Annotated in this window: 14 protein-coding genes; 1 reads left to right on the top strand and 13 read right to left on the bottom strand. The window is 71.0% G+C overall.

All coding sequences use genetic code 11. The features are described from left to right. Nucleotides 1-68 precede the first annotated feature (68 nt). The 7 genes from PROPJV5_RS02430 to lepA all read right to left on the bottom strand — a co-directional run bounded on the left by PROPJV5_RS02430 (nucleotide 69) and on the right by lepA (nucleotide 8,043). The gene (locus PROPJV5_RS02430; RefSeq protein ID WP_119714752.1) at nucleotides 69-803 is read right to left on the bottom strand and encodes a 16S rRNA (uracil(1498)-N(3))-methyltransferase; all 735 of its coding nucleotides are present in this window, start codon (nucleotides 801-803) and stop codon (nucleotides 69-71) included. Next, nucleotides 800-2,011: a molecular chaperone DnaJ gene (gene dnaJ / locus PROPJV5_RS02435; protein ID WP_119714753.1), complete on the bottom strand. Its 1,212-nt coding sequence runs from the start codon at nucleotides 2,009-2,011 to the stop codon at nucleotides 800-802. The genes PROPJV5_RS02430 and dnaJ overlap by 4 nt, the downstream gene beginning before the upstream one ends. A gap of 12 nt (nucleotides 2,012-2,023) precedes the next feature. Next, on the bottom strand, nucleotides 2,024-3,034 hold the full coding sequence (hrcA, locus tag PROPJV5_RS02440) for a heat-inducible transcriptional repressor HrcA (protein ID WP_119714754.1): 1,011 nt from the start codon (nucleotides 3,032-3,034) through the stop codon (nucleotides 2,024-2,026). A gap of 202 nt (nucleotides 3,035-3,236) precedes the next feature. Next, complete coding sequence (locus PROPJV5_RS02445; RefSeq protein ID WP_119714755.1) at nucleotides 3,237-4,055, bottom strand: inositol monophosphatase family protein; 819 nt, start codon at nucleotides 4,053-4,055, stop codon at nucleotides 3,237-3,239. Next, nucleotides 4,042-4,917, bottom strand: coding sequence for a DUF3097 family protein (locus tag PROPJV5_RS02450; protein ID WP_119714756.1), 876 nt, complete (start codon nucleotides 4,915-4,917; stop codon nucleotides 4,042-4,044). Before PROPJV5_RS02450 ends, PROPJV5_RS02445 begins: the two co-directional genes overlap by 14 nt. 52 nt (nucleotides 4,918-4,969) lie before the next feature. Then, complete coding sequence (hemW, locus tag PROPJV5_RS02455) at nucleotides 4,970-6,124, bottom strand: radical SAM family heme chaperone HemW (RefSeq protein ID WP_119714978.1); 1,155 nt, start codon at nucleotides 6,122-6,124, stop codon at nucleotides 4,970-4,972. 41 nt (nucleotides 6,125-6,165) lie between these two features. Continuing rightward, nucleotides 6,166-8,043, bottom strand: coding sequence for a translation elongation factor 4 (gene lepA / locus PROPJV5_RS02460; protein ID WP_119714979.1), 1,878 nt, complete (start codon nucleotides 8,041-8,043; stop codon nucleotides 6,166-6,168). Nucleotides 8,044-8,251: 208 nt separating this feature from the next. Between lepA and rpsT the strand changes: the two genes are divergently transcribed. Further along, on the top strand, nucleotides 8,252-8,512 hold the full coding sequence (gene rpsT, locus PROPJV5_RS02465) for a 30S ribosomal protein S20 (protein ID WP_119714757.1): 261 nt from the start codon (nucleotides 8,252-8,254) through the stop codon (nucleotides 8,510-8,512). A gap of 179 nt (nucleotides 8,513-8,691) precedes the next feature. On the opposite strand, the gene holA is transcribed toward rpsT, so the two are convergent. The 6 genes from holA to leuS all read right to left on the bottom strand — a co-directional run bounded on the left by holA (nucleotide 8,692) and on the right by leuS (nucleotide 18,830). Beyond that, nucleotides 8,692-9,684, bottom strand: a complete 993-nt coding sequence (gene holA / locus PROPJV5_RS02470) for a DNA polymerase III subunit delta (RefSeq protein ID WP_182858542.1) — start codon at nucleotides 9,682-9,684, stop codon at nucleotides 8,692-8,694. A gap of 49 nt (nucleotides 9,685-9,733) precedes the next feature. Next, nucleotides 9,734-12,160, bottom strand: coding sequence for a ComEC/Rec2 family competence protein (locus PROPJV5_RS02475; RefSeq protein ID WP_119714759.1), 2,427 nt, complete (start codon nucleotides 12,158-12,160; stop codon nucleotides 9,734-9,736). Further along, nucleotides 12,147-13,097, bottom strand: a complete 951-nt coding sequence (locus PROPJV5_RS02480; RefSeq protein ID WP_119714760.1) for a ComEA family DNA-binding protein — start codon at nucleotides 13,095-13,097, stop codon at nucleotides 12,147-12,149. Before PROPJV5_RS02480 ends, PROPJV5_RS02475 begins: the two co-directional genes overlap by 14 nt. A gap of 68 nt (nucleotides 13,098-13,165) precedes the next feature. Beyond that, nucleotides 13,166-14,878, bottom strand: coding sequence for an NAD-dependent malic enzyme (locus tag PROPJV5_RS02485; RefSeq protein ID WP_119714761.1), 1,713 nt, complete (start codon nucleotides 14,876-14,878; stop codon nucleotides 13,166-13,168). Nucleotides 14,879-14,915: 37 nt separating this feature from the next. Beyond that, nucleotides 14,916-16,205 (bottom strand): dihydroorotase, encoded by a 1,290-nt coding sequence (locus PROPJV5_RS02490; RefSeq protein ID WP_119714762.1) that lies wholly within the window; start codon nucleotides 16,203-16,205, stop codon nucleotides 14,916-14,918. Nucleotides 16,206-16,331: 126 nt separating this feature from the next. Continuing rightward, nucleotides 16,332-18,830 (bottom strand): leucine--tRNA ligase, encoded by a 2,499-nt coding sequence (leuS, locus tag PROPJV5_RS02495; RefSeq protein ID WP_119714980.1) that lies wholly within the window; start codon nucleotides 18,828-18,830, stop codon nucleotides 16,332-16,334. Nucleotides 18,831-19,079 lie beyond the last annotated feature (249 nt).

Below are 19,079 nucleotides of genomic sequence, written 5' to 3' on the forward strand. Positions count from 1 at the left end.
CAGCGCAGGACTCCTCCGCCGGGCCTCACCGCAACGGCCAACCAGGACGTACCCGCCGGAGCGGTGGTTCAGCGGCCGGCCAGGGCCCGCAGCTGGGCGAGCGCCACGACGCCGGCGGTCGAGGTGCGCAGCACCGCGTCACTGACCAGGACGGTCGCGGCGCCGGCGCGGGTGAACGCCTCGAGTTCGGCCGGGGCGATGCCGCCCTCGGGGCCGATGACCATGACGACCCGCCCCGAGGCGGGGACCGGGAGGGCCCGCAGCGGCTGCGCGGCCTCCTCGTGCAGGACGAGCGCCAGGTCCGCGCCGGCCAGCAGCCCGGCGACCTGTCCGGTGTCGGCCAGTTCGATCCGCGGCACGCGCAGGCGGCGTGACTGCTTGGCGGCGTTGGTGGCGCTCGTCCGCCACTTGGCGAGTCCCCTTGCGGCCTTGGCGTCCCAGCGCACGATGCTCCGCGCCGCCTGCCAGGCGACGATGCGGCCCACACCCATCTCGGTCATGGCCTCGATCGCTATGTCGGAGCGGGCGCCCTTGGCGAGGGCCTGGACGGCGACGATCTCCAGGGGGTCGGCCGGGGCCCGGAGCAGCTCGGCGGTCCGCACCTCGATCGTGGACTTGCCGACCGCGGTCACGGTCCCGCGCACGCCGCAGCCGGCGCCGTCGGCGAGCATGACGGACTCCCCCACGCGCAGGCGCCGGACGGTGGCCGCGTGACGTCCCTCGTCACCACCAACGGTGATGGTGCTTCCCGGGCGTGCCGCGGCGATGTCGCCCGGGTCGGCGAGGAAGAGCGGGTCGGTCATCCGTTGAAGGCGTCGCGCAGCCGGTTGAAGAAGCCCTTGTCGGCGCCCGATCTGACACCGACGTTCTCGCCGTCCTCGCCACGCAGCTGCGCCAGCCGGTTCAGCAGTTCGCGCTGCTCGTCGGTCAGCCTGGTGGGGGTCTCGACGACGACGGTCACGCCCAGGTCACCGCGCCGGCCCTTGTCGCGTCCGCGGAGGGCGGGAACGCCCCTTCCCTTGACGACGAGCCGGGTGGCGGCCTGGGTACCGGGCGGGATCGTGAGTTCGACCCTCGCGTCCTCGTCGGAGGTGCCGTCGAGCTCGGCCTCGAGGGTGGTGATCGGCACGGTGCAGCCCAGGGCGGCGGCCGTCATCGGGATGGTCAGGACCATCTCGAGATTGTCGCCGTCGCGGCGGAAGACCTCGTGCTCGGCGACCAGGACCTCGACGTACAGGTCTCCCGCGGGCCCGCCTCCGGTGCCGACCTCGCCCTGGCCGTGCAGCTGGATGCGGTTCCCGCTGCTGACACCGGCGGGCACCTTCACCGAGATCTCGCGGCGGGTGCGCACCCGGCCCTGCCCGGAGCACTCGGGGCAGGGGTTGGGGATCGTCGAGCCGTAGCCGTCGCAGGTGGGGCAGACGGTCGTGGAGCGGATGTCCCCGAGGAAGGAGCGCTGCACCTGCGTCACCGAACCGGAGCCATGGCACTGGACGCAGGTGACCGGTTCGGAGCCGGCGGCCGTGCCCTTGCCCGAGCAGGTCGGGCAGACGACGTAGGTGTCGAGGTTGAGCTTGGTCGTGGTGCCGAACGCGGCCTCGGCCAGGCTCAGCCGCAGGCGCAGCAGCTGGTCCGAGCCCTGGTGGACGCGCGAGCGCGGTCCCCGGCTGGCGGCGCCGCCACCACCGAACATGGCGCCGAGCAGGTCACCGACGTCGAAGCCGCCGGCGCTGGAGAACCCGCCGAAACCACCCATACCGGCGAAGGGGTCGGCGTAGCCCGCGCCGCCGCCGTTGTGCATTGGGTCGCCGCCGCGGTCGAAGACCGCCTTCTTCTGCGGGTCGGAGAGCACCTCGTAGGCCTCGTTGACGGCCTTGAACTTCTCCTCGGCATCCGGATCGTCGGTGACGTCCGGGTGCACGCGCATGGCCTGCTTGCGGTAGGCGCGTTTGATCTGCTCGGGGGTGGCGTCGCGCGGGACGCCGAGGACCTCGTAATAGTCAGTACTCATCGGTGACGTTGATCAACCTTCTGTCAGGAACTGTCCGACGTAACGGGCGACGGCTCGCACGGTGGCCATCGTGGATGGGTAATCCATGCGAGTGGGACCGACGATACCCAGATGGGCCGGTGAATCGGAGGGGCCGTAGCTGCTTGCCACGACCGATGCCGTCCGGAGCGGTTCGTAGGGGTTCTCCTGGCCGATGCGCACGGCGACGTCACCGGGCGGTTCGGTGGCCGCTGCGCCGAGGAGCTTGAGCAGGACGACCTGTTCCTCGAGCGCCTCGAGCATCGGTTTGACCGTGGTCTCGAACTCGGCGCCGAAACGCGACAGGTTCGGCACGCCGCCGACCGCGATGCGGGGGGCGGCGTCGGCGACGAGCATCTCGCCGATGACGGTGATGATGTCCTCGGTGAGGTCCGGCAGGCCCTGACGGTCCAGATCGCGGAGCGCCTCCGCGGCGGCCGGCGTGGGCTGGGCGTCGACCGCGGCGTTGATGCGCTCCCGGAGCACGGTCAGGTCCTCCGCCGAGTGATCCGGCACCTGCAGGCTGCGCTGGTAGATGGCGCCGACCGAGGTGATGAGGATCACCATGATGGTCTGCGGCGCCAGGGAGACGAGTTCGACGTGCCGGACGCGGGTGGAGCTGACGGCCGGGTACTGCACGAGGGCGACCTGGTGGGTGACCATGGCGAGCAGCCGCACCGTGCGCGAGACGATGTCGTCGAGGTCGACAGCCCCGTCCAGGAACGTCGAGATGGCCCGGCGTTCGGCCGCCGACAGCGGCTTGACCTGCGCGATGCGGTCCACGAAGAGACGGTAGCCCTTGTCAGTGGGGATCCGCCCGGCACTGGTGTGCGGCTGGGTGAGATAGCCCTCCTCCTCCAGGGCCGCCATGTCGTTGCGCACGGTGGCCGGGGAGACCTTCATGTGGTGGCGTTCGACGAGGGCCTTGGAGCCGACGGGTTCGCGGCTCGAGACGTAGTCGGTGACGATGGCCTTGAGCACGTCCAGCTTGCGATCGTCGATCATCGTGACCTCCTGTCCTGCTGGCCGTCCAGGCTGGATCCGAAGCCGGCGGCGACTCGGGCGTGTCCGCCTCACGCCACCGTGGCGACGCGGCGTCGCAGGACCGTTCGGGCACTGCACCGGCCTGGCACTCCCAGGTGCCGAGTGCCAGCATAGCGCGTCGTCGGGAGGCGCCGGCCCGTCCCCGCGGCGGCCATGACGGGGGTCATGGCCGGGCGGGCCACAGGGCGCCGACCCGTCTGGCGGTGTCCAGGTCACGGCTGCTGATGATCGGGGCGTCCTCGTCACCGGGGGCCCAGAGGCTGCCGTCGGGGTGGACGATGCCGCCGCCCAGCTCGGCGAGCATGAGGCCACCGGCCAGGTGATCCCAGGGCTTGGGGTGGCGGTAGGCGATGAAGTCGAACCGGCCTGTCATGACGTGGGGGTAGTCGATGCCGGCGCAGTGCGCGGACTCGCGGACCGGGGAGATGCGCCCGGCTGCGTCGAAGTCCCGCCACGCCCGCTGACCTGCCGCGCCGGTCGGCCGCGGATGGGTCGGGGTCGGTGCGATGGGCTCCCCGTTGCAGGTGACTCCCCCGCCGACGCTGGCCTGGTAGGCGCGGCCGTGGCGGGGCTGCCAGATCCATCCGGCCACGGTCCGGGGGCCGCGCATCTCTGCGACCATCACGGCGAAGTCGTCCTTGCCGCGGACGAAGTTGCCGGTGCCGTCGACCGGGTCGACGACGAAGCAGTGCTCTGCGACACCGATCGCCCCCAGCAGCGACGGGTCGGCGTAGCAGCTCTCCTCGCCGATGACGACGGCATCGGGGAAGGCCTGCCCGAGCCTTGCGATGAACTCGGCCTCGGCCTCGCGGTCTGCGATGGTGACGAGGTCGCCCAGCCCCTTGGAATGCACGTCGGACCGGCCGAGTGCGCGAAAGCGCGGCTCGATGATGCGTGCGCTGACGTCCTTGATCAGACTCATCACGTCGTCGGGATTCATGGCGTCTCCTGTCGGATTCGTGACCTGTTCAGTCCAGCTCATCCAGGTGGTCCTGGGTGACGAAGTCGATGAGCTTCTCCACCTCGCGGACGAAATCGATGTCGAGGTCCTTGTAGGTGCGCACGCGGGCGAGCATGGCCTGCCAGGCCCTGCCCACGTCGTCCTGGTCGATCTGCTCGTAACGCTTGCCCCTGGGGATGCCCAGGCGTGCCAGGGTGCCCTTCTTCCAGTCCTGGTCGAGCGGCACCTCGGGCCAGGTCTCGAATCCGAGCAGGCGCGGGTTGATGGTCTGCCAGATGTCGATGAACCGGTGTCCGGTGATCATGACGTGGTCGCCGTACCCGGCGTGACGCACCTGCGCGGCGATGCGCGACTCCTTGGTGTTGGCGACCATGTGGTCGATGAGCACGCCGAGCCGGCGCCCCCTCTCGGGCCGGAACTCGGCGACGATGCCGAGCAGGTCGTCCATGCCGCCCATGTACTCGACGACGACGCCGACGTGGCGCAGGTCGGCGCCCCAGATCTTCTCGACGAGTTCCGCGTCGTGGCGGCCCTCGACGTAGATACGGCTGCCGAGGGCCTTCTTGGCGTCCTCACGCGGCCCGGCCAGCGAGCCGGACGCGGTGTACCGTGTCGATCCCTGGCGGGGAGGGATGCGCAGCGCGACGGGCCTGCCCTCGACGAGGTAGCCGTTCTCGCCGACGGGAAAGGCCCGTCGACGGCCCGTACGGTCCTCGAGGATGACCAGGCCGTTCTCCCAGCCCATGACCTCGCCGCAGTAGCCGTCGGACCCCACCTCGACGATGAGCCCGAGTTGGAGGGGCATGTCGACCGTCCTCGGCCTGCCTCCGCGCCTCCAGTCCCCTGAGAGCACGTCCGTGCCGTAGCGATCCCGACCAGCCATGTCCCCAGCCTAGTGTCCCGCCATTCGGTGACCGGCCCGGCGCCCCTGCGGTTCAGCCGAGAATCTCGAGCGTGACGGCGTCGCCGAGCAGGCGTCCGGCCAGTGTCAGCCGCACCGCGCCCTCACGCACCTCGACCAGCCCGCGCCCGGCCAGGCCGGGCAGTGCGGAGCGTTCGGCGCGGGTCAGTTCGGTCATCCTCACACCGTCACGCAGCCTCAGCCCCAGCATGACGACCTCCTCATGGCTGGTCGCCTCGTCGAGGATCTCATGACCGGCCCGCGGGCCGGTGCCGGCGGCGAGCATGGCCGCGTAGCGGCGCGGGTGCCTCACGTTCCACCACCGGGCCGCTCCGACATGGCTGTAGGCCCCCGGGCCGATCCCCCACCAGTCGTCGCTTCGCCAGTAGGCCATGTTGTGGGCTGCCTCGCGCCCTGGCCTGGACCAGTTGCTGATCTCGTAGTTGGCCAGGCCGGCCGCCCCCAGACGTTCCTCGGCGAGCAGGTACTTGTCGGCCTCGAGGTCCTCGTCGGGCTCGGGCAGCCGGCCGTGCGCGATGTGCCTGGCCATTGCGGTGCCGTCCTCGACGATGAGGCTGTAGGCGCTGACGTGCTCGGGGTCCGCCTCCAGCGCGGTCTCGAGCGAGACACGCCACTGGTCCATCGTCTCCCCCGGCGCGCCGTAGATGAGGTCGAGCGAGACGTTGTCGAACCCGGCCCGGTGCGCCCAGCGCGCCACCTGGACGGCGCGGCCGGGCGTGTGGTGGCGTTCAAGGGTGGCGAGCACCTGCTCATCGCCGGACTGCATGCCCAGGCTGAGGCGGTTGAACCCGGCGTCGAGCAGCCGGTCCAGGCGCTGCTCGTCGAGGGTCTCCGGGTTCGCCTCAGTGGTGATCTCGGCGCCGGGCGCCAGGCCGAAGGCCTGACGCAGGTGGTCCAGCAGCCCGGCGAGCTCGTCGTCCGCGGCCATCGTCGGGGTGCCGCCGCCGAAGAAGACCGTGGCCAGGGGCCTGCCGTCGTCCAGTTCGTGTCGGGCCCGTTCGATCTCGCGGTGGGCCGCCTGCACGTAGTCGCGGGTCGTCATGCCCGTCAGCTGGCTCGGCGTGTAGGTGTTGAAGTCGCAGTAACCGCAGCGGGTCGCGCAGAAGGGCACGTGCACGTAGCACGACAGCGTCCGGCCGGGCACGGTGACGAGGGCCCCGGGTTCGATGGGCGTGTCGGCCGCGTCGGCGCGGAGCGTCAGCGGCACCGCTACCTCTTCTTCTCGGCCGTGTCGGCACTGGTGAGGGCGGCGACGAAGGCCTCCTGGGGCACCTCGACGTGCCCGACAGTCTTCATGCGTTTCTTGCCCTGCTTCTGCTTCTCGAGCAGCTTGCGTTTGCGGGTGATGTCGCCGCCGTAGCACTTGGCCAGGACGTCCTTGCGGACGGCGCGGATGGTCTCGCGGGCGATGACGCGGGCGCCGATGGCGGCCTGGACGGGCACCTCGAACTGCTGGCGCGGGATGAGCTTGCGCAGCTTGTTCGTCATCTCGACGCCGTAGCTGAAGGCCTTGTCGCGGTGGACGATCGCGCTGAAGGCGTCGACGGGTTCGCCGCTCAGCAGGATGTCGACCTTGACCATGTCGGCGCGCTGCTCACCGCCCGGCTCGTAGTCGAGGCTGGCGTAGCCCCTGGTGCGGGACTTGAGGGCGTCGAAGAAGTCGAAGACGATCTCGCCGAGCGGCAGCTCGTAACGCATCTCGACGCGGTCCTCGGACAGGTAGTCCATGCCGAGCTGGGTACCGCGCCGGCTCTGACACAGCTCCATGACGGGGCCGATGAACTCGGCCGGGCACAGGATCGTGGCGCGCACGACCGGCTCGTAGACCGCCTCGATCCTGCCGTCGGGGAACTCCGACGGGTTCTGCACCCAGTGCTCGGAGCCGTCCTCCATGACGACGCGGTAGTTCACGCTCGGCGCCGTGCTGATCAGGTCGAGGCCGAATTCGCGTTCGAGGCGTTCCTGGATGATCTCCATGTGGAGCAGGCCGAGGAAGCCGGCGCGGAAGCCGAGCCCGAGGGCGCCGGAGGTCTCGGGCTCGAAGGTCAGGGAGGCGTCGTTGAGCTGGAGTTTCTCGAGTGCCTCGCGCAGTTCCGGGAAGTCACCGGCCTCGATCGGGTACAGGCCGGCGAAGACCATCGGCTTGGGGTCCTTGTATCCTGCCAGCGGCTCCCCGGCCGGGCTGGTGGCCAGGGTCACGGTGTCACCGACGCGCGACTGGCGCACGTCCTTCACCCCGGTGATGAGGTAGCCGACCTCGCCCACCGACAGGGCCTGGCAGGTGGCCGGTTCGGGTGAGTGGACACCGATCTCCAGCACCTCGTGGGTGGCGCCCGTGGACATCATGCGAATGCGGTCCCGGTGGCTCAGACGCCCGTCGACGACGCGCACATAGGTGACGACACCGCGGTAGATGTCGTAGACGGAGTCGAAGATGAGGGCGCGGGCCCTGCCGTCGGCGTCCCCGGTTGGCGCGGGCACCTGCTCGACGATCGCGGTGAGCAGTTCGGGGACTCCCTCGCCGGTCTTCGCCGAAACGCGCAGGACGTCCGAGGGATCGCAGCCGATGATGCCGGCGATCTCGTCGGCGAACTTGTCGGGCTGCGCGCCGGGCAGGTCGATCTTGTTGAGCACCGGGATGATCGTCAGGTCGGCCTCGAGCGCCAGGTAGAGGTTCGCCAGGGTCTGGGCCTCGATGCCCTGGGCCGCGTCGACGAGCAGGACCGCCCCCTCGCAGGCCTCCAGGGAACGGCTCACCTCGTAGGTGAAGTCGACGTGGCCAGGGGTGTCGATCATGTTGAGGACGAATTCCTGGTCGCCGACGGTCCAGGGCATCCGCACCGCCTGGGACTTGATGGTGATGCCGCGCTCACGTTCGATGTCCATCTTGTCGAGGTACTGGGCACGCATCTCGCGTTCCTCGACGATGCCGGTCAGCTGCAGCATCCGGTCGGCCAGCGTCGACTTGCCGTGGTCGATGTGTGCGATGATGCTGAAGTTGCGGATGACTGCCGGGTCGGTGGCTCCGGGCTGGACGGTCAAGCTCGTTGACTCCTCGATCGATCGTGCGTCTGCTCGTGGCGCCATGACGCCGGATCGCTGGAGCGCCGGTGCATCGGTGGGGCCGCAGGCGAGTCCCATTGTCGCACGCCGCTGAAACAGGCTGGATCCGGCGCGACGCAGCGGATGGTTTGGGACCGTCGGGCTCGAATGGTAAGATCATTCGCTGTGTTTGCGCGGCACCGCTGGTTCCGCCGGACACGAAATCACCCAGGAACGGACCAGAGGTTTTCACGTGGCAAACATCAAGTCGCAGAAGAAGCGCATCAAGACGAACGAGAAGGCTCGCCGCCGCAACAGGGCCGTGAAGTCGGCGCTGCGCACGCATGTGCGTCACTTCCGCGAGGCCGCTGCCGCCGGTGACAAGGAGAAGGCGCTCGAGCTGGCGAAAGTCGCCAACCGCGCCCTCGACAAGGCCGCCTCCGCAGGGGTCATCCACGCCAACCAGGCCGCCAACCGCAAGTCCGCCATCTCCCTCAAGGCCAACTCGCTCTGACCCCGCGGCCGCCACAGCGGCGGCCGGATCAGATTCGGAGACCTCACGCGCCCCGATCCCCCTGGGTGGTCGGGGCGCTTGTTCGCGTCCTGGCAGGGACGCGGGACGGTTCGCGCCGGTGGTTCACGACAGCCCCGGCACGCGCGCGGCCCGGTCTGCCACGGCACGGTCGCGGCGGGTCACCGGCGGCGGACACCGCGACCGGCCGAGCGGGCCCCGTCGATGGCCAGGAGCATCTGTTCGAGGACGAAGTGCGGGTCGGTGGCGGCGCCCTTGACGGCGGCGTCCGCCGTGGCGACCGAGACCAGGGCCCGGGCGACACCGCCGGGCTGCCAGCCCCGCGCCTGGGCTCGCAGTGTCTTGACCTTCCACGGGCCGACACCGCAGATCCGTGCCATCTCGTTGTCGCGGAGGCGCTCGCCCTGCGCGCCGAGGTAGAGACCCAGGGCGCGCAGGTCGGCGGCGAATGCCGCCGTGATGGCGGCCGGGTGCACCCCGCAGGACAGTGCCCACCGCAGTTTCTCCAGGGCCTGGCCGGGCTGCCCGGCGAGCGCGTCGGCGCTCACCGCGTAGCCGGTGATGTCGACACGGCCGGCGAAGTAGCGGTTGACGACCTCGGCGGTGAGGCGCTCGCCCTGCCAGTCGGAGGAGAGCTGGCTCACGGCACCCGCCAGGGCGCGCAGGTCCTTGCCGACGGCCTCGACGAGACCCTGGGCGGCCCGGCCCTCAATGCTCATACCCTGGTCGCGGGCCTCGTTGATGACGAAGTCGGTGAGTTCCCAGGCCTTGAGCGGCTCGGCGGCGATCTGCGTGACCTTGGCCTTGCGGAGCTTGGTGAGCAGCCCCCGGCCCTTGGTGCCGCCGCCGTGCACCGCGATGACGCTGACCGTCCGGGTGGGAGCCTCGGCGAACTCGAGCAGCCGGGCGGCAAGCCCCTCGTCGGCGCTGCCCACGTCGCGGAGGACGACCACGCTGCAGGTGGCGAAGAGGGACTCGCCGGTGGCTTCGAGGAAGTCGGCGGCCGACGCCGAGGAGGCGTCGAGCTCGTTGATCTGCGCATCGGGCTGCTCCGCACGCGCCTGGTCGAGGATGCGGGCGATGGCCCGCTCGGCCAGCAGCGACTCGGAGCCGTGGACGAGTGTCGTCGTGCCGAAGACGGATTCTGGACTCACCCCGCCATCGTGCCACCGGGCGCCGGCTTTTTCCTCCCACCGGCGCATCTCATCTCCTGCTCACCGCCGTCACCGCACCGCCGGCTGCGGGTGTCACGGCGATCGCACCGTTGAGATCGGTGCGCAGCACCGTCATGCCGAGCCGGTTCAGCTCGGCCACCGTTGCGTCGGCGGGATGCCCATAGGAGTTGGCGGCCCCGACACTGATGAGGGCGAGCCGCGCCCCGGTGGCCGCCAGGAACTCGGGACTCTGGCGCGCCGACCCGTGGTGGGCCACCTTGAGGACGTCGGCGTGCAGGTCGAGGCCGGCCGCGACGGCGTGGTCCTGGCCGGCCGTCTCGAGGTCACCGGTGACCAGGACGCTGATGCCCTGCACGGTGATCCGGCCCAGGATGCTCGCATCGTTCTCGGTCGAACTCTCCAGCGCCTGCGCGCCGGCGGTGGTGGATGGCGCGTGGGCCTGCAGTGTCTGCCAGTCGACCTGCCCGACGCTGATGCGTTCTCCGGCCCGCGCCGTCCGGGTCGGGACGCCCCCGGCGGCCAACAGGGCACGCACCCGGCGGGCCCCACTGGCCGGGGACTCCAGCGGGCTGAGCAGGGCGAGATCGATGCGCGCGTGCCGGGTGATCTCCTCCAGTCCGCCGATGTGGTCATCGTGGAAGTGACTGAGGACGAGCAGGCTCACGTGATCGACGTGCTGTTCGCTCAGGCAGCGAGCCGCGGCGTCGCCGGGCGGTCCGACGTCGATGAGGACGGCTGCGCGGCGGCCGGTGCGCACCAGGGTCGCATCGCCCTGGCCCACGTCGCAGCTGAGGACAGCCCAGTCGGACGGCCACCCCGGGGCGGCGGGCCGCCACAGGCAGCCGGTGACGAGGAGCACGGCCAGGGCGCAACAACCCAGTGGCCGGTGGGCGACCCGACCGGTGACCCGGGCCAGGGCCAGGCACACGCAACTCAGGACGGCGAGCGACCAGCCGGAAGCCGGCCAGGTGAGTGTGGCCGTCGGCAGCCTCCCGCACGCCCGCGCAATGAGGATGATCGGTTCGGCGCACCAGCCCGCGCACCATCCGAGAACCACCCCGAGCGGCGGGCACAGCACCCCGGCCAGGGCCGCCAGGAGACCGAGGACGGTGACCGGCGCGACGAACGGCCCGGCCGCCATGTTGGCGGCGACCCCGGCCAGCGAGATGCTTCCGGACAGGGCGGTGATGATCGGCTGCGTCGCGAGCTGAGCGGCCGCCGGCACGCAGACGGATTCGGCCAGCCATTCCGGCGCCCACGTGCTCATGGCGCGGCGCCAGCTGCCGGACCACCAGAGGATCCCGCCGGTGGCCGCGACGGACAGCGCGAATCCCCAGCTGCGGGCCAGCCACGGGTCGACGAGGATGAGCAGCCACACGGCGCAGGACAGGTGACGCAGTGCGGCCGGGCCAAGGCCCCGGCGTCCCGTGGCCGCCAGCGCCACGACCCCCATGGCCGCCGCGCGCAGGACGCTCGGCTCGGCCCGGCACAGACCGATGAACGCCACCACGACGAGCACGGCCAGCCCCCTCAGCCACCAGCCGCGGACGCCCACCGTCCTGGCGACCACGAGGACGAAGGCGAGCATGAGGGTCAGATTGGTGCCGGAGACAGCCGTCAGGTGGGTGAGGCTGGAGGCCTTGAAGTCCTCCTTGAGCGAGCCGTCGAGGGCGCTGACATCGCCCTCGACGAGCGAGGGCACCAGCCCGGCTTGATCGTCCGGGTTGTGCCGCAGCGACTCGTGCAGGCGTGAGCGCACCGCGTTGACCACCCGGTCGAGGGGGCCGGGAGCCGCCGTGCTGGTGATGTCGCCCTGCGGTTTCAGGGCCGCGGTGAGGCCGTCGCCCCGGCTGCGGGGCGGGGCCGCCCGGGCGACCAGGCGCACCCGCTCCCCCACGTGGAGCCCGGCGAGCCGGTCTCCCGTCTCGCCGGATGCGCTGATCTCGACCCTGCCCCGCACGTGCCAGCTGGCGCCGCGAGCCGTGACGGTCTCGACGACGGCGGCGACGCGGGCCCCGGCCGGGAAGGAGCCCTTCTGCTCGAACCGCACCGGGTCGCCGGCGACGCGCGCGCTGACCTCGACGACGGCCCGGTCCGAGGCCGCGTCGGCCAGCGGACCGTGCTCGCACCCGTGGATGTGTCCCGCGCTGCAGGCAATGGCACTGGCCGTCACGAGCGCGGCACCCGCGACCGCCCACCGGCGGCGGGCTCCGGCGCCGGCCAGCACGACCAGGCAGCCCACGAGGGCCGGCAGGCGGACCTGGGCGGGGGCGCTGAGCGCCAGCAGCGCACCGGCCCAGGCGCACAGTGCGGGCGCGACGAGTCTGAGGTCGGGAACGGGCTCGGCCGGCGCGACCTGCCGGACGCCGTGGGCCGGCCCCGCCCTGCCCGTGGCCGGGCCGTTGCGAACCGGCCCGGACGCCGGTGCGGCCCGTGGACGCTCAGACCCGGACATGGTCCTTGATCCGCGCGTAGAGCTTCTCGCCGATGCCGCTGACCTCCTGCAGCTCCTCCACCCGTGAGAAGCGGCCGTGCTCGGTGCGCCACTCGATGATGCGTTCGGCGAGCACCGGTCCGATCCCGGACAGCTCCTCGAGCTGGGCGGCGGTGGCGGAGTTCAGGTCGATCAGGTCGTCCCCGCCGCCCTCCGGCCCGCTGCCCGCGGGTGCCTCCCCGGCGCCGGGCCCCGGGGAGGCACCCGGCTGGTTCAGTTCACCGCGCGGGGCCCCAGAGGTGCCGATGATGATCTGGCAGCCGTCGCTGACCGGCTGGGCGAGGTTGAGCTCGCCCGGGTCGGCGTCGTCGCTGAAGCCGCCCGCCGCGTCAATGGCGTCCTGGACGCGCGCATCGACCGGCACCTGCACGACGCCCGGGGCGTGCACCGCGCCGGTGACGTGCACGCGGATGATCGCCGGGGACGACTGGGGCTGCGATGGCGGGGTCGATTCCGGGCTCCCGGCCTGGGGAGTGTCAGTTCCCTCGGCACCGATGCTGGGGGCCGGCGCGTCGACCGTCGTCGCCCGGGCGCGCAGCACCTGGGTGACGCTGAACACGAGGACGACGACGCAGACGATGGTGATGACCGCGACGTGGGCCCGGCCGAACTCGTACAGCCGCTGGACTGGGCGACCGGCACCACCGGGAGCCCCGGCCGGCCCCGGCCTGAGAGCTGGGACCGTGCCCGGGTGGTCCGCCTCGGCGTCGGGGTCCTCGGCGGGCTCGTCGATCTGGTCCGGCGGCTGATCCGCGTCACCGTCCCACCGGTCGTCGGATCCCGCCCCTGCCAGGATCCGACGAGGGGCGCCGGGCAGCGGGCCGGCGCTCGCCGCGATCTCGCGCAGGCGAAGGGCCGGCCCGTCAGGTTGTGAACCGTGTCTGAACCCGCGTGTCATGCCCGCAGTGTGCGCGGGTCAGGGCCGGTTCGATCAGGCGGACAACACCTTGTGGGCCGGCCCCGCGGTCACAGCGCGTCGACGATCTCCAGGTCGGGGTACTCGGCGTGCCACATGCGGTCGGCGATCGCCTGCACCGGGTCCTCTGGAACGACACGGGCCAGTCCCTCGTCGATCGCCTGCTGTGCGACGGCCAGGCCGACCCTGGCGCTGATGGCCCGCAGCCGGTGAATGGCGGGCAGCAGTGACGCGCCCTGCTCGTCGCTGGAGCCGGCGTGGGCGAGGCACTTGGCCGCGGCGAGGATCATGCCGTCGCTGACGCGTGCGGCCTCGACGGTGATGACGCCGAGCCCGATGCCGGGGAACACCAGCGCATTGTTGGCCTGGGCGATCTGGTACCGGGTGCCCTTGTAGGTGATCGGTTCGAAGGGCGAACCGGTGGCGATGAGGGCCCGGCCCCCGGTCCACTCCAGCAGGTCTTCGGGCAGGGCCTCGGCCTTGGAGGTCGGATTGGACAGCGGCAGGATGATCGGTGATGCCTGGTACGAGGCCATCTCGCGGATGATCTCCTCGGTGAAGGCGCCGGGCTGGGCCGAGCATCCGATGAGCATCGTGGGACGCACCCTCCGGACGACCTCGGCCAGGTCGTGGCCGTGCGGGGAGGTCGGCCAGCCGGCGACGTCGCTCGTGGACCGTGCGTAGGGTTCCTGGAAGTCGCGCATGTGGCCGCCGTCGACGATGAGGCCACGGCTGCCCAGCGCCCAGAATCGGCGGCGGGCCTCCTGCGCGTCCAGCCCCCGTTCGATCATGAACTGCACGAGCAGGTCCGAGATGCCGACGCCGGCGGTGCCCGCCCCGTGGACGACGATCCGCTGCTCCTCGATCGGCACCCCGGAGCGCCTGGCCCCGGCCAGGGCCGCCGCCGCCACGACGGCCGCCGTGCCCTGGATGTCGTCGTTGAAGGTGCACAGTTCGTTGCGGTAGCGGTTGAGGATCCGGTGGGCGTTGGACGCACCGAAGTCCTCCCAGTGGAGCATCGCATGGGGGAAGAGCTCGGTGACGGTCCTGGTGAACTGGTCGACGAAGTCGTCGTAACGCTCGCCGCGGACGCGCGAGTGACGCACGCCCAGGTACGTCTCGTCGTTGAGCAGGTCGAGGTTGTTGGTGCCGGTGTCGAGGACGACCGGCAGGACGCGGTCGGGGCGGATGCCGGCCGCCGCCGTGTACACGGCGAGCTTGCCGATCGCGATGGAGATGCCGCCGACCCCCTGGTCGCCGATACCGAGGATGCCCTCGGAGTCGGTGACGACGATGAGGTCGACGTCGTCGGCGCCGTAGCCGTAGGCCAGGAGGGCGTCGGTCATGTCCTCGGGATGGTCGATGTCGATGAAGACGCCGCGCGGCCGGTGGAACCAGTGGCTGTATTCCTCGATGGCGCGTCCGATGGTGGGCGTGTAGATGATCGGCAGCATCTGCTCGACGTGCTCGGAGACGAGCCGGTAGAACAGGATCTCGTTGCGTTCCTTGAGCGTGTTGAGGAAGATGTACCGCGCCATGTCGTTGGGCTCGGTCTTGTACTGGGCGTAGATGCGTTTGAGCTGGTCGTTGAGGTCGACGACCCCGGGCGGCAGCAGACCGACGAGGCCGAGCCGCTCGCGCTGCTCCCTCGTGAACGCGGTACCGAAGTTGGTCAGCGGGTGGGTGAGCACCTCGCGCCCTCGTGAGGCGATGCGCACGACGTCGCGGCCGTTCCTGCGGATGTACTCGAAATCCCTGCTCACTGTTCCTCCTCTGCGTGTTGGAGCGGGACGGCCCGGCTCATGCCGGGGCGAAGACGTTGTCCAGGTCGAAGGTCGGGCGGCCGTGCAGGACGGTGGCCACGACCCGGCTGTGGTAGGTGCGTTTCTTGTACGGGGTGTTGCGGGCTATCGACGACAGTGCGGCGGGGTCGACCTGCCAGGGCCGCTGCGGGTCGACCAGGCACAGGGCCGCCGGCCGGCCGGCCGACAGGTCGCCGCCGTACAGGTGGTCGAGGCCGAGCAGGCGGGCCGGCCGGGTGGACATCACCTCGGCGAGCCCGGCCCAGCTCATGCGTCCGGTACGGACGAACAGGTCGGCCACGACGGACAACGCCGTCTCGAGGCCGAGCATGCCGTTGGCCGCCCGGTCCCAGTCGCACTGCTTGGCCGTCTCGGGGTGGGGGGCGTGGTCGGTGCCGACCATGTCGATGGTGCCGTCGAGGAGCGCCTCGCGCACCGCCGCGACGTCGGCGGTGCTGCGCAGCGGCGGGTTGACCTTGAAGTCGGGGTCACCGGATGCGGTGGCGCCCGAGTCGAGGGACAGGTGGTGGGGGGTGGCCTCGGCGGTCACCTGGAAGCCCTGCTGCTTGGCCCAGCGCACGACCTCGACGCCCGAGGCCGTGGAGACGTGGCACACGTGCAGGCGGGCGCCGAGGTAGCCGGCCATGATCGCGTCGCGGGCGATGATCGTCGACTCGGCCATCGCCGGCCAGCCGGTCTTGCCGAGGGCGCGGGACAGCTCGCCCTCGTCGAGCTGGGCGCCGACCGTCAGGGCGGGGTCCTGGCTGTGCTGGGCGAGCACTCCCCCGACGGCGCTGATCCGTTCGAGTGCCTCGCGCATGAGATCGGAGCGCCACACGCACATGCCGTCGTCGCTGAACATGCGCACCGCGGCGCGGCTGGCGGCCATCTCCTCGATGGCGGCGAGTTCCTGTCCGGCCAGGTTCTTCGTGACCGCGCCGATCGGGTACAGGTCGCACAGGCCGAGGCCGTCGGCCGTGTCGCGCTCGTACTCGACGACCGCGGCCGTGTCGGCGACGGGGTCGGTGTTGGCCATGACGAAGACGGCGCCGAAACCACCGGCCGCGGCGGCCGTCAGGCCCGTGGCGATCGTCTCGGCGTCCCCCTTGCCCGGGTCGCGCAGGTGCGTGTGGGGGTCGACGAGAGCCGGCAGCGCGACCAGGCCGGCGCAGTCGATGGACCGCGCCCCGGGCCCCAGGGCATCGGGATCGGCGATGGTGTCGCCGTCGATGCCCAGGTCGCGTGGCCCGCGTCCGAGGACGTCGACGTCGCGCAGAATCAGCTGCATGGGTCTCTCCTGTTCGTCGGCTCGCAGGCGGGAAGGTCCGGCCGTTCCGGGCGATTGTGCGCGCAGGCGCGCCGAACCGGTCCGGTGCGGCGCGCCTGCGGCATGTCGATCACTGCTCCCTCGTCGTCATGTTCCGGGGACGATGCTCACCATGCGCGGCAGTTTGGTGATCGTCTTGCGGATCGGGCGTCCGTTCAGCGCCCGCTGGACGTTGGGATCGGCCAGGGCCATCTCGAGGGCGGCGTCCTCGGTGATGTCGGGGCTGACCTGCAGCTTGGCGCGGACCTTGCCCTGCACCTGGACGACCATCGTCGTCTCGTCGGCGACGAGCAGGGCGTCCTCGGCCGTCGGCCAGGTGGAGTTGGCGATGGACGGGGCGCCGCCGAGCAGTTCCCACATCTCCTCTGCGACGTACGGGGCGAACAGGCTCAGGGCCTGGGCGGTGAACTCGACCGCCTCGCGCACGGCCGGGTCGGCTGCGCCGACGGTGGTGTCGATGGCCTTGCGGGTCGCGTTGACCAGTTCCATGACGCGGGCGACCGCAACGTTGAACCGGCCGCCGGCGACCAGCTCGGTGATCTCGGCGATGGCCCTGTGGGTGACCTTGCGCAGCTGCTTGTCGCCGGCCGACGGGTCGGCACCGTGTGGCGCCCTGACGTCCTGGGCGAGCCGGTGGGCGCGCTGCAGGAAGCGCAGCGAGCTGGCCGGGGAGAGGTCGGCCCAGTCGATGTCGTCGGCGGGCGGGCCGGCGAAGACGACGGTGAGGCGCACCGCGTCGACGCCGTACTCGTCGAGCTGGGCGCCGAGGTCGACGCCGTTGCCGAGCGACTTGCTCATGGCCTTGCCCTTGTTGATGACCTGCCCCTGGTTGAGCAGGCGGGTGAAGGGCTCGTCGAAGTCGAGCAGGCCCAGGTCGCGCAGCACCTTGGTGAAGAAGCGGGCGTACAGCAGGTGCATCGTGGCGTGCTCGACACCCCCGACGTACTGGTCGACCGGCGACCAGAGCCTCACCTGCTCGGGACGGAAGGCGCCCTCGGCGTACTGGGGCGAGCAGTAGCGGAAGAAGTACCAGGACGAGTCGACGAAGGTGTCCATGGTGTCGGTGTCGCGTTCGGCGTCACCGCCGCACCGGGGGCAGGGCACCTGCTTCCACTCGGTGGCGGCGGCCAGGGGCGAGACGCCCTTGGGGGCCAGGGCCTCACCGCGCAGATCGGGCAGGCGGACCGGCAGCTGGTCCTCGGGGACGGGGACCTCGCCGCAGTCGGGGCAGTGGATGATGGGGATCGGGCAGCCCCAGAAGCGCTGGCGGCTGAGCAGCCAGTCGCGCAGGCGGTAGGTGACGGCGGACTCGCCCGTGCCGTCGGCCTCGAGCTTGGCGATGATGCGCTCCTTGGCCGAGGCCACGTCGGACAGGCCGTCGAGCAGTGCGGAGTTCACGTAGTCGCCGTCGCCGGTGGTGGCGATGCCGGAGGAGGCCGGGTCGGGTTCGCCGGTGTCGATGACCATGCGAACCGGCAGCCCGTAGGTGCGGGCGAAGTCGAGGTCGCGCTGGTCGTGGGCAGGCACGGCCATGATGGCGCCCGAGCCGTACTCGGACAGCACGTAGTCGCCGGACCAGACCGGGATCCGTTCACCGTTGACGGGGTTGATGGCGCTGACCCCGAGCGGGACGCCGGTCTTGACGTGCTCGGTGGACTGGCGCTCGATGTCGTTGGTCTTCTTGACCTTCTCGAGGTACGCCTCGAAGGCGGGGCGGCACTCGTCGGAGACGATCTCGTCGGCCAGCGGGGCGTCCGGCGCGACGACCATGAAGCTGGCGCCGTAGAGGGTGTCGGGGCGGGTGGTGAAGACGGTGACCGGTTCGTCTCGGCCCTCGATCGCGAACTGCACCCAGGCCCCCTCGGAGCGGCCGATCCAGTTGCGCTGCATCGCGAGCACCCGGTCGGGCCACTTGCCCTCGAGCTGGCTCATGTCGTCGAGCAGTTCCTGGGCGTAGTCGGTGATGCGGAAGTACCACTGGTTGAGTTCGCGCTTGGTGACGACCGAGCCGCAGCGGTCGCACAGTCCCTCCTTCACCTGCTCGTTGGCGAGCACGGTCTGATCGGTCGGGCACCAGTTGACGTAGCCGTCCTTGCGGTAGGCCAGCCCCTTGTCGAAGAACTGCAGGAACAGCCACTGGGTCCAGCGGTAGTACTCCTCGTCGCAGGTGTGGAGCTCTCGGCTCCAGTCCAGGCTCAGCCCGTAACGTTTGAAGGACTTCTTCTGCGTCTCGATGTTCGCATAGGTCCACCGCGCAGGATGCTCGTCATTGCGGATGGCCGCGTTCTCCGCGGGCAGCCCGAAGGCGTCCCAGCCGATCGGGTGCATGACGTTGTAGCCCTGCATGCGCCAGATGCGGGCGAGCACGTCACCCATCGCGTAGGCCTCGGCGTGCCCCATGTGGAGGTCGCCGGAGGGGTACGGGAACATGTCGAGCACGTAACGACGCTCGCGGGGGTCGTCGTCGTGGGCGACGAAGGTCTCGTCCTCGGCCCAGAACCGTTGCCACTTCGCCTCGGCAGCGGCGGCGTCGTAGCCGCTGTAGTCGGCGCGCGGCCGGCCCGCGTCCTGGCTCGTGTCCTCCACCTGACTCACTTCGAGCGCCTCCTGTGCCTCGTGTCCGGACTTCGTCGGGTACCGGTCATGGTGACGCCGACAGACAAAAACCCCTGTACCCGATGGGGCATCAGGGGCGCTACGACAACCGACCGGTCAGGTGTCGCCGTGGCGCCCCCGGGCCGGCGGCCGCAGCTGGCCGAGCAGCGCAGCACAACCGTGCATGGGCACAGCATATCGCTCGCCCCTTACGGGGGGGCAGTGCGCGTCCGGCGGCTG

Source organism: Propionibacterium ruminifibrarum, from assembly GCF_900289195.1.
GTDB classification, from domain to species: Bacteria; Actinomycetota; Actinomycetes; order Propionibacteriales; family Propionibacteriaceae; genus Propionibacterium; species Propionibacterium ruminifibrarum.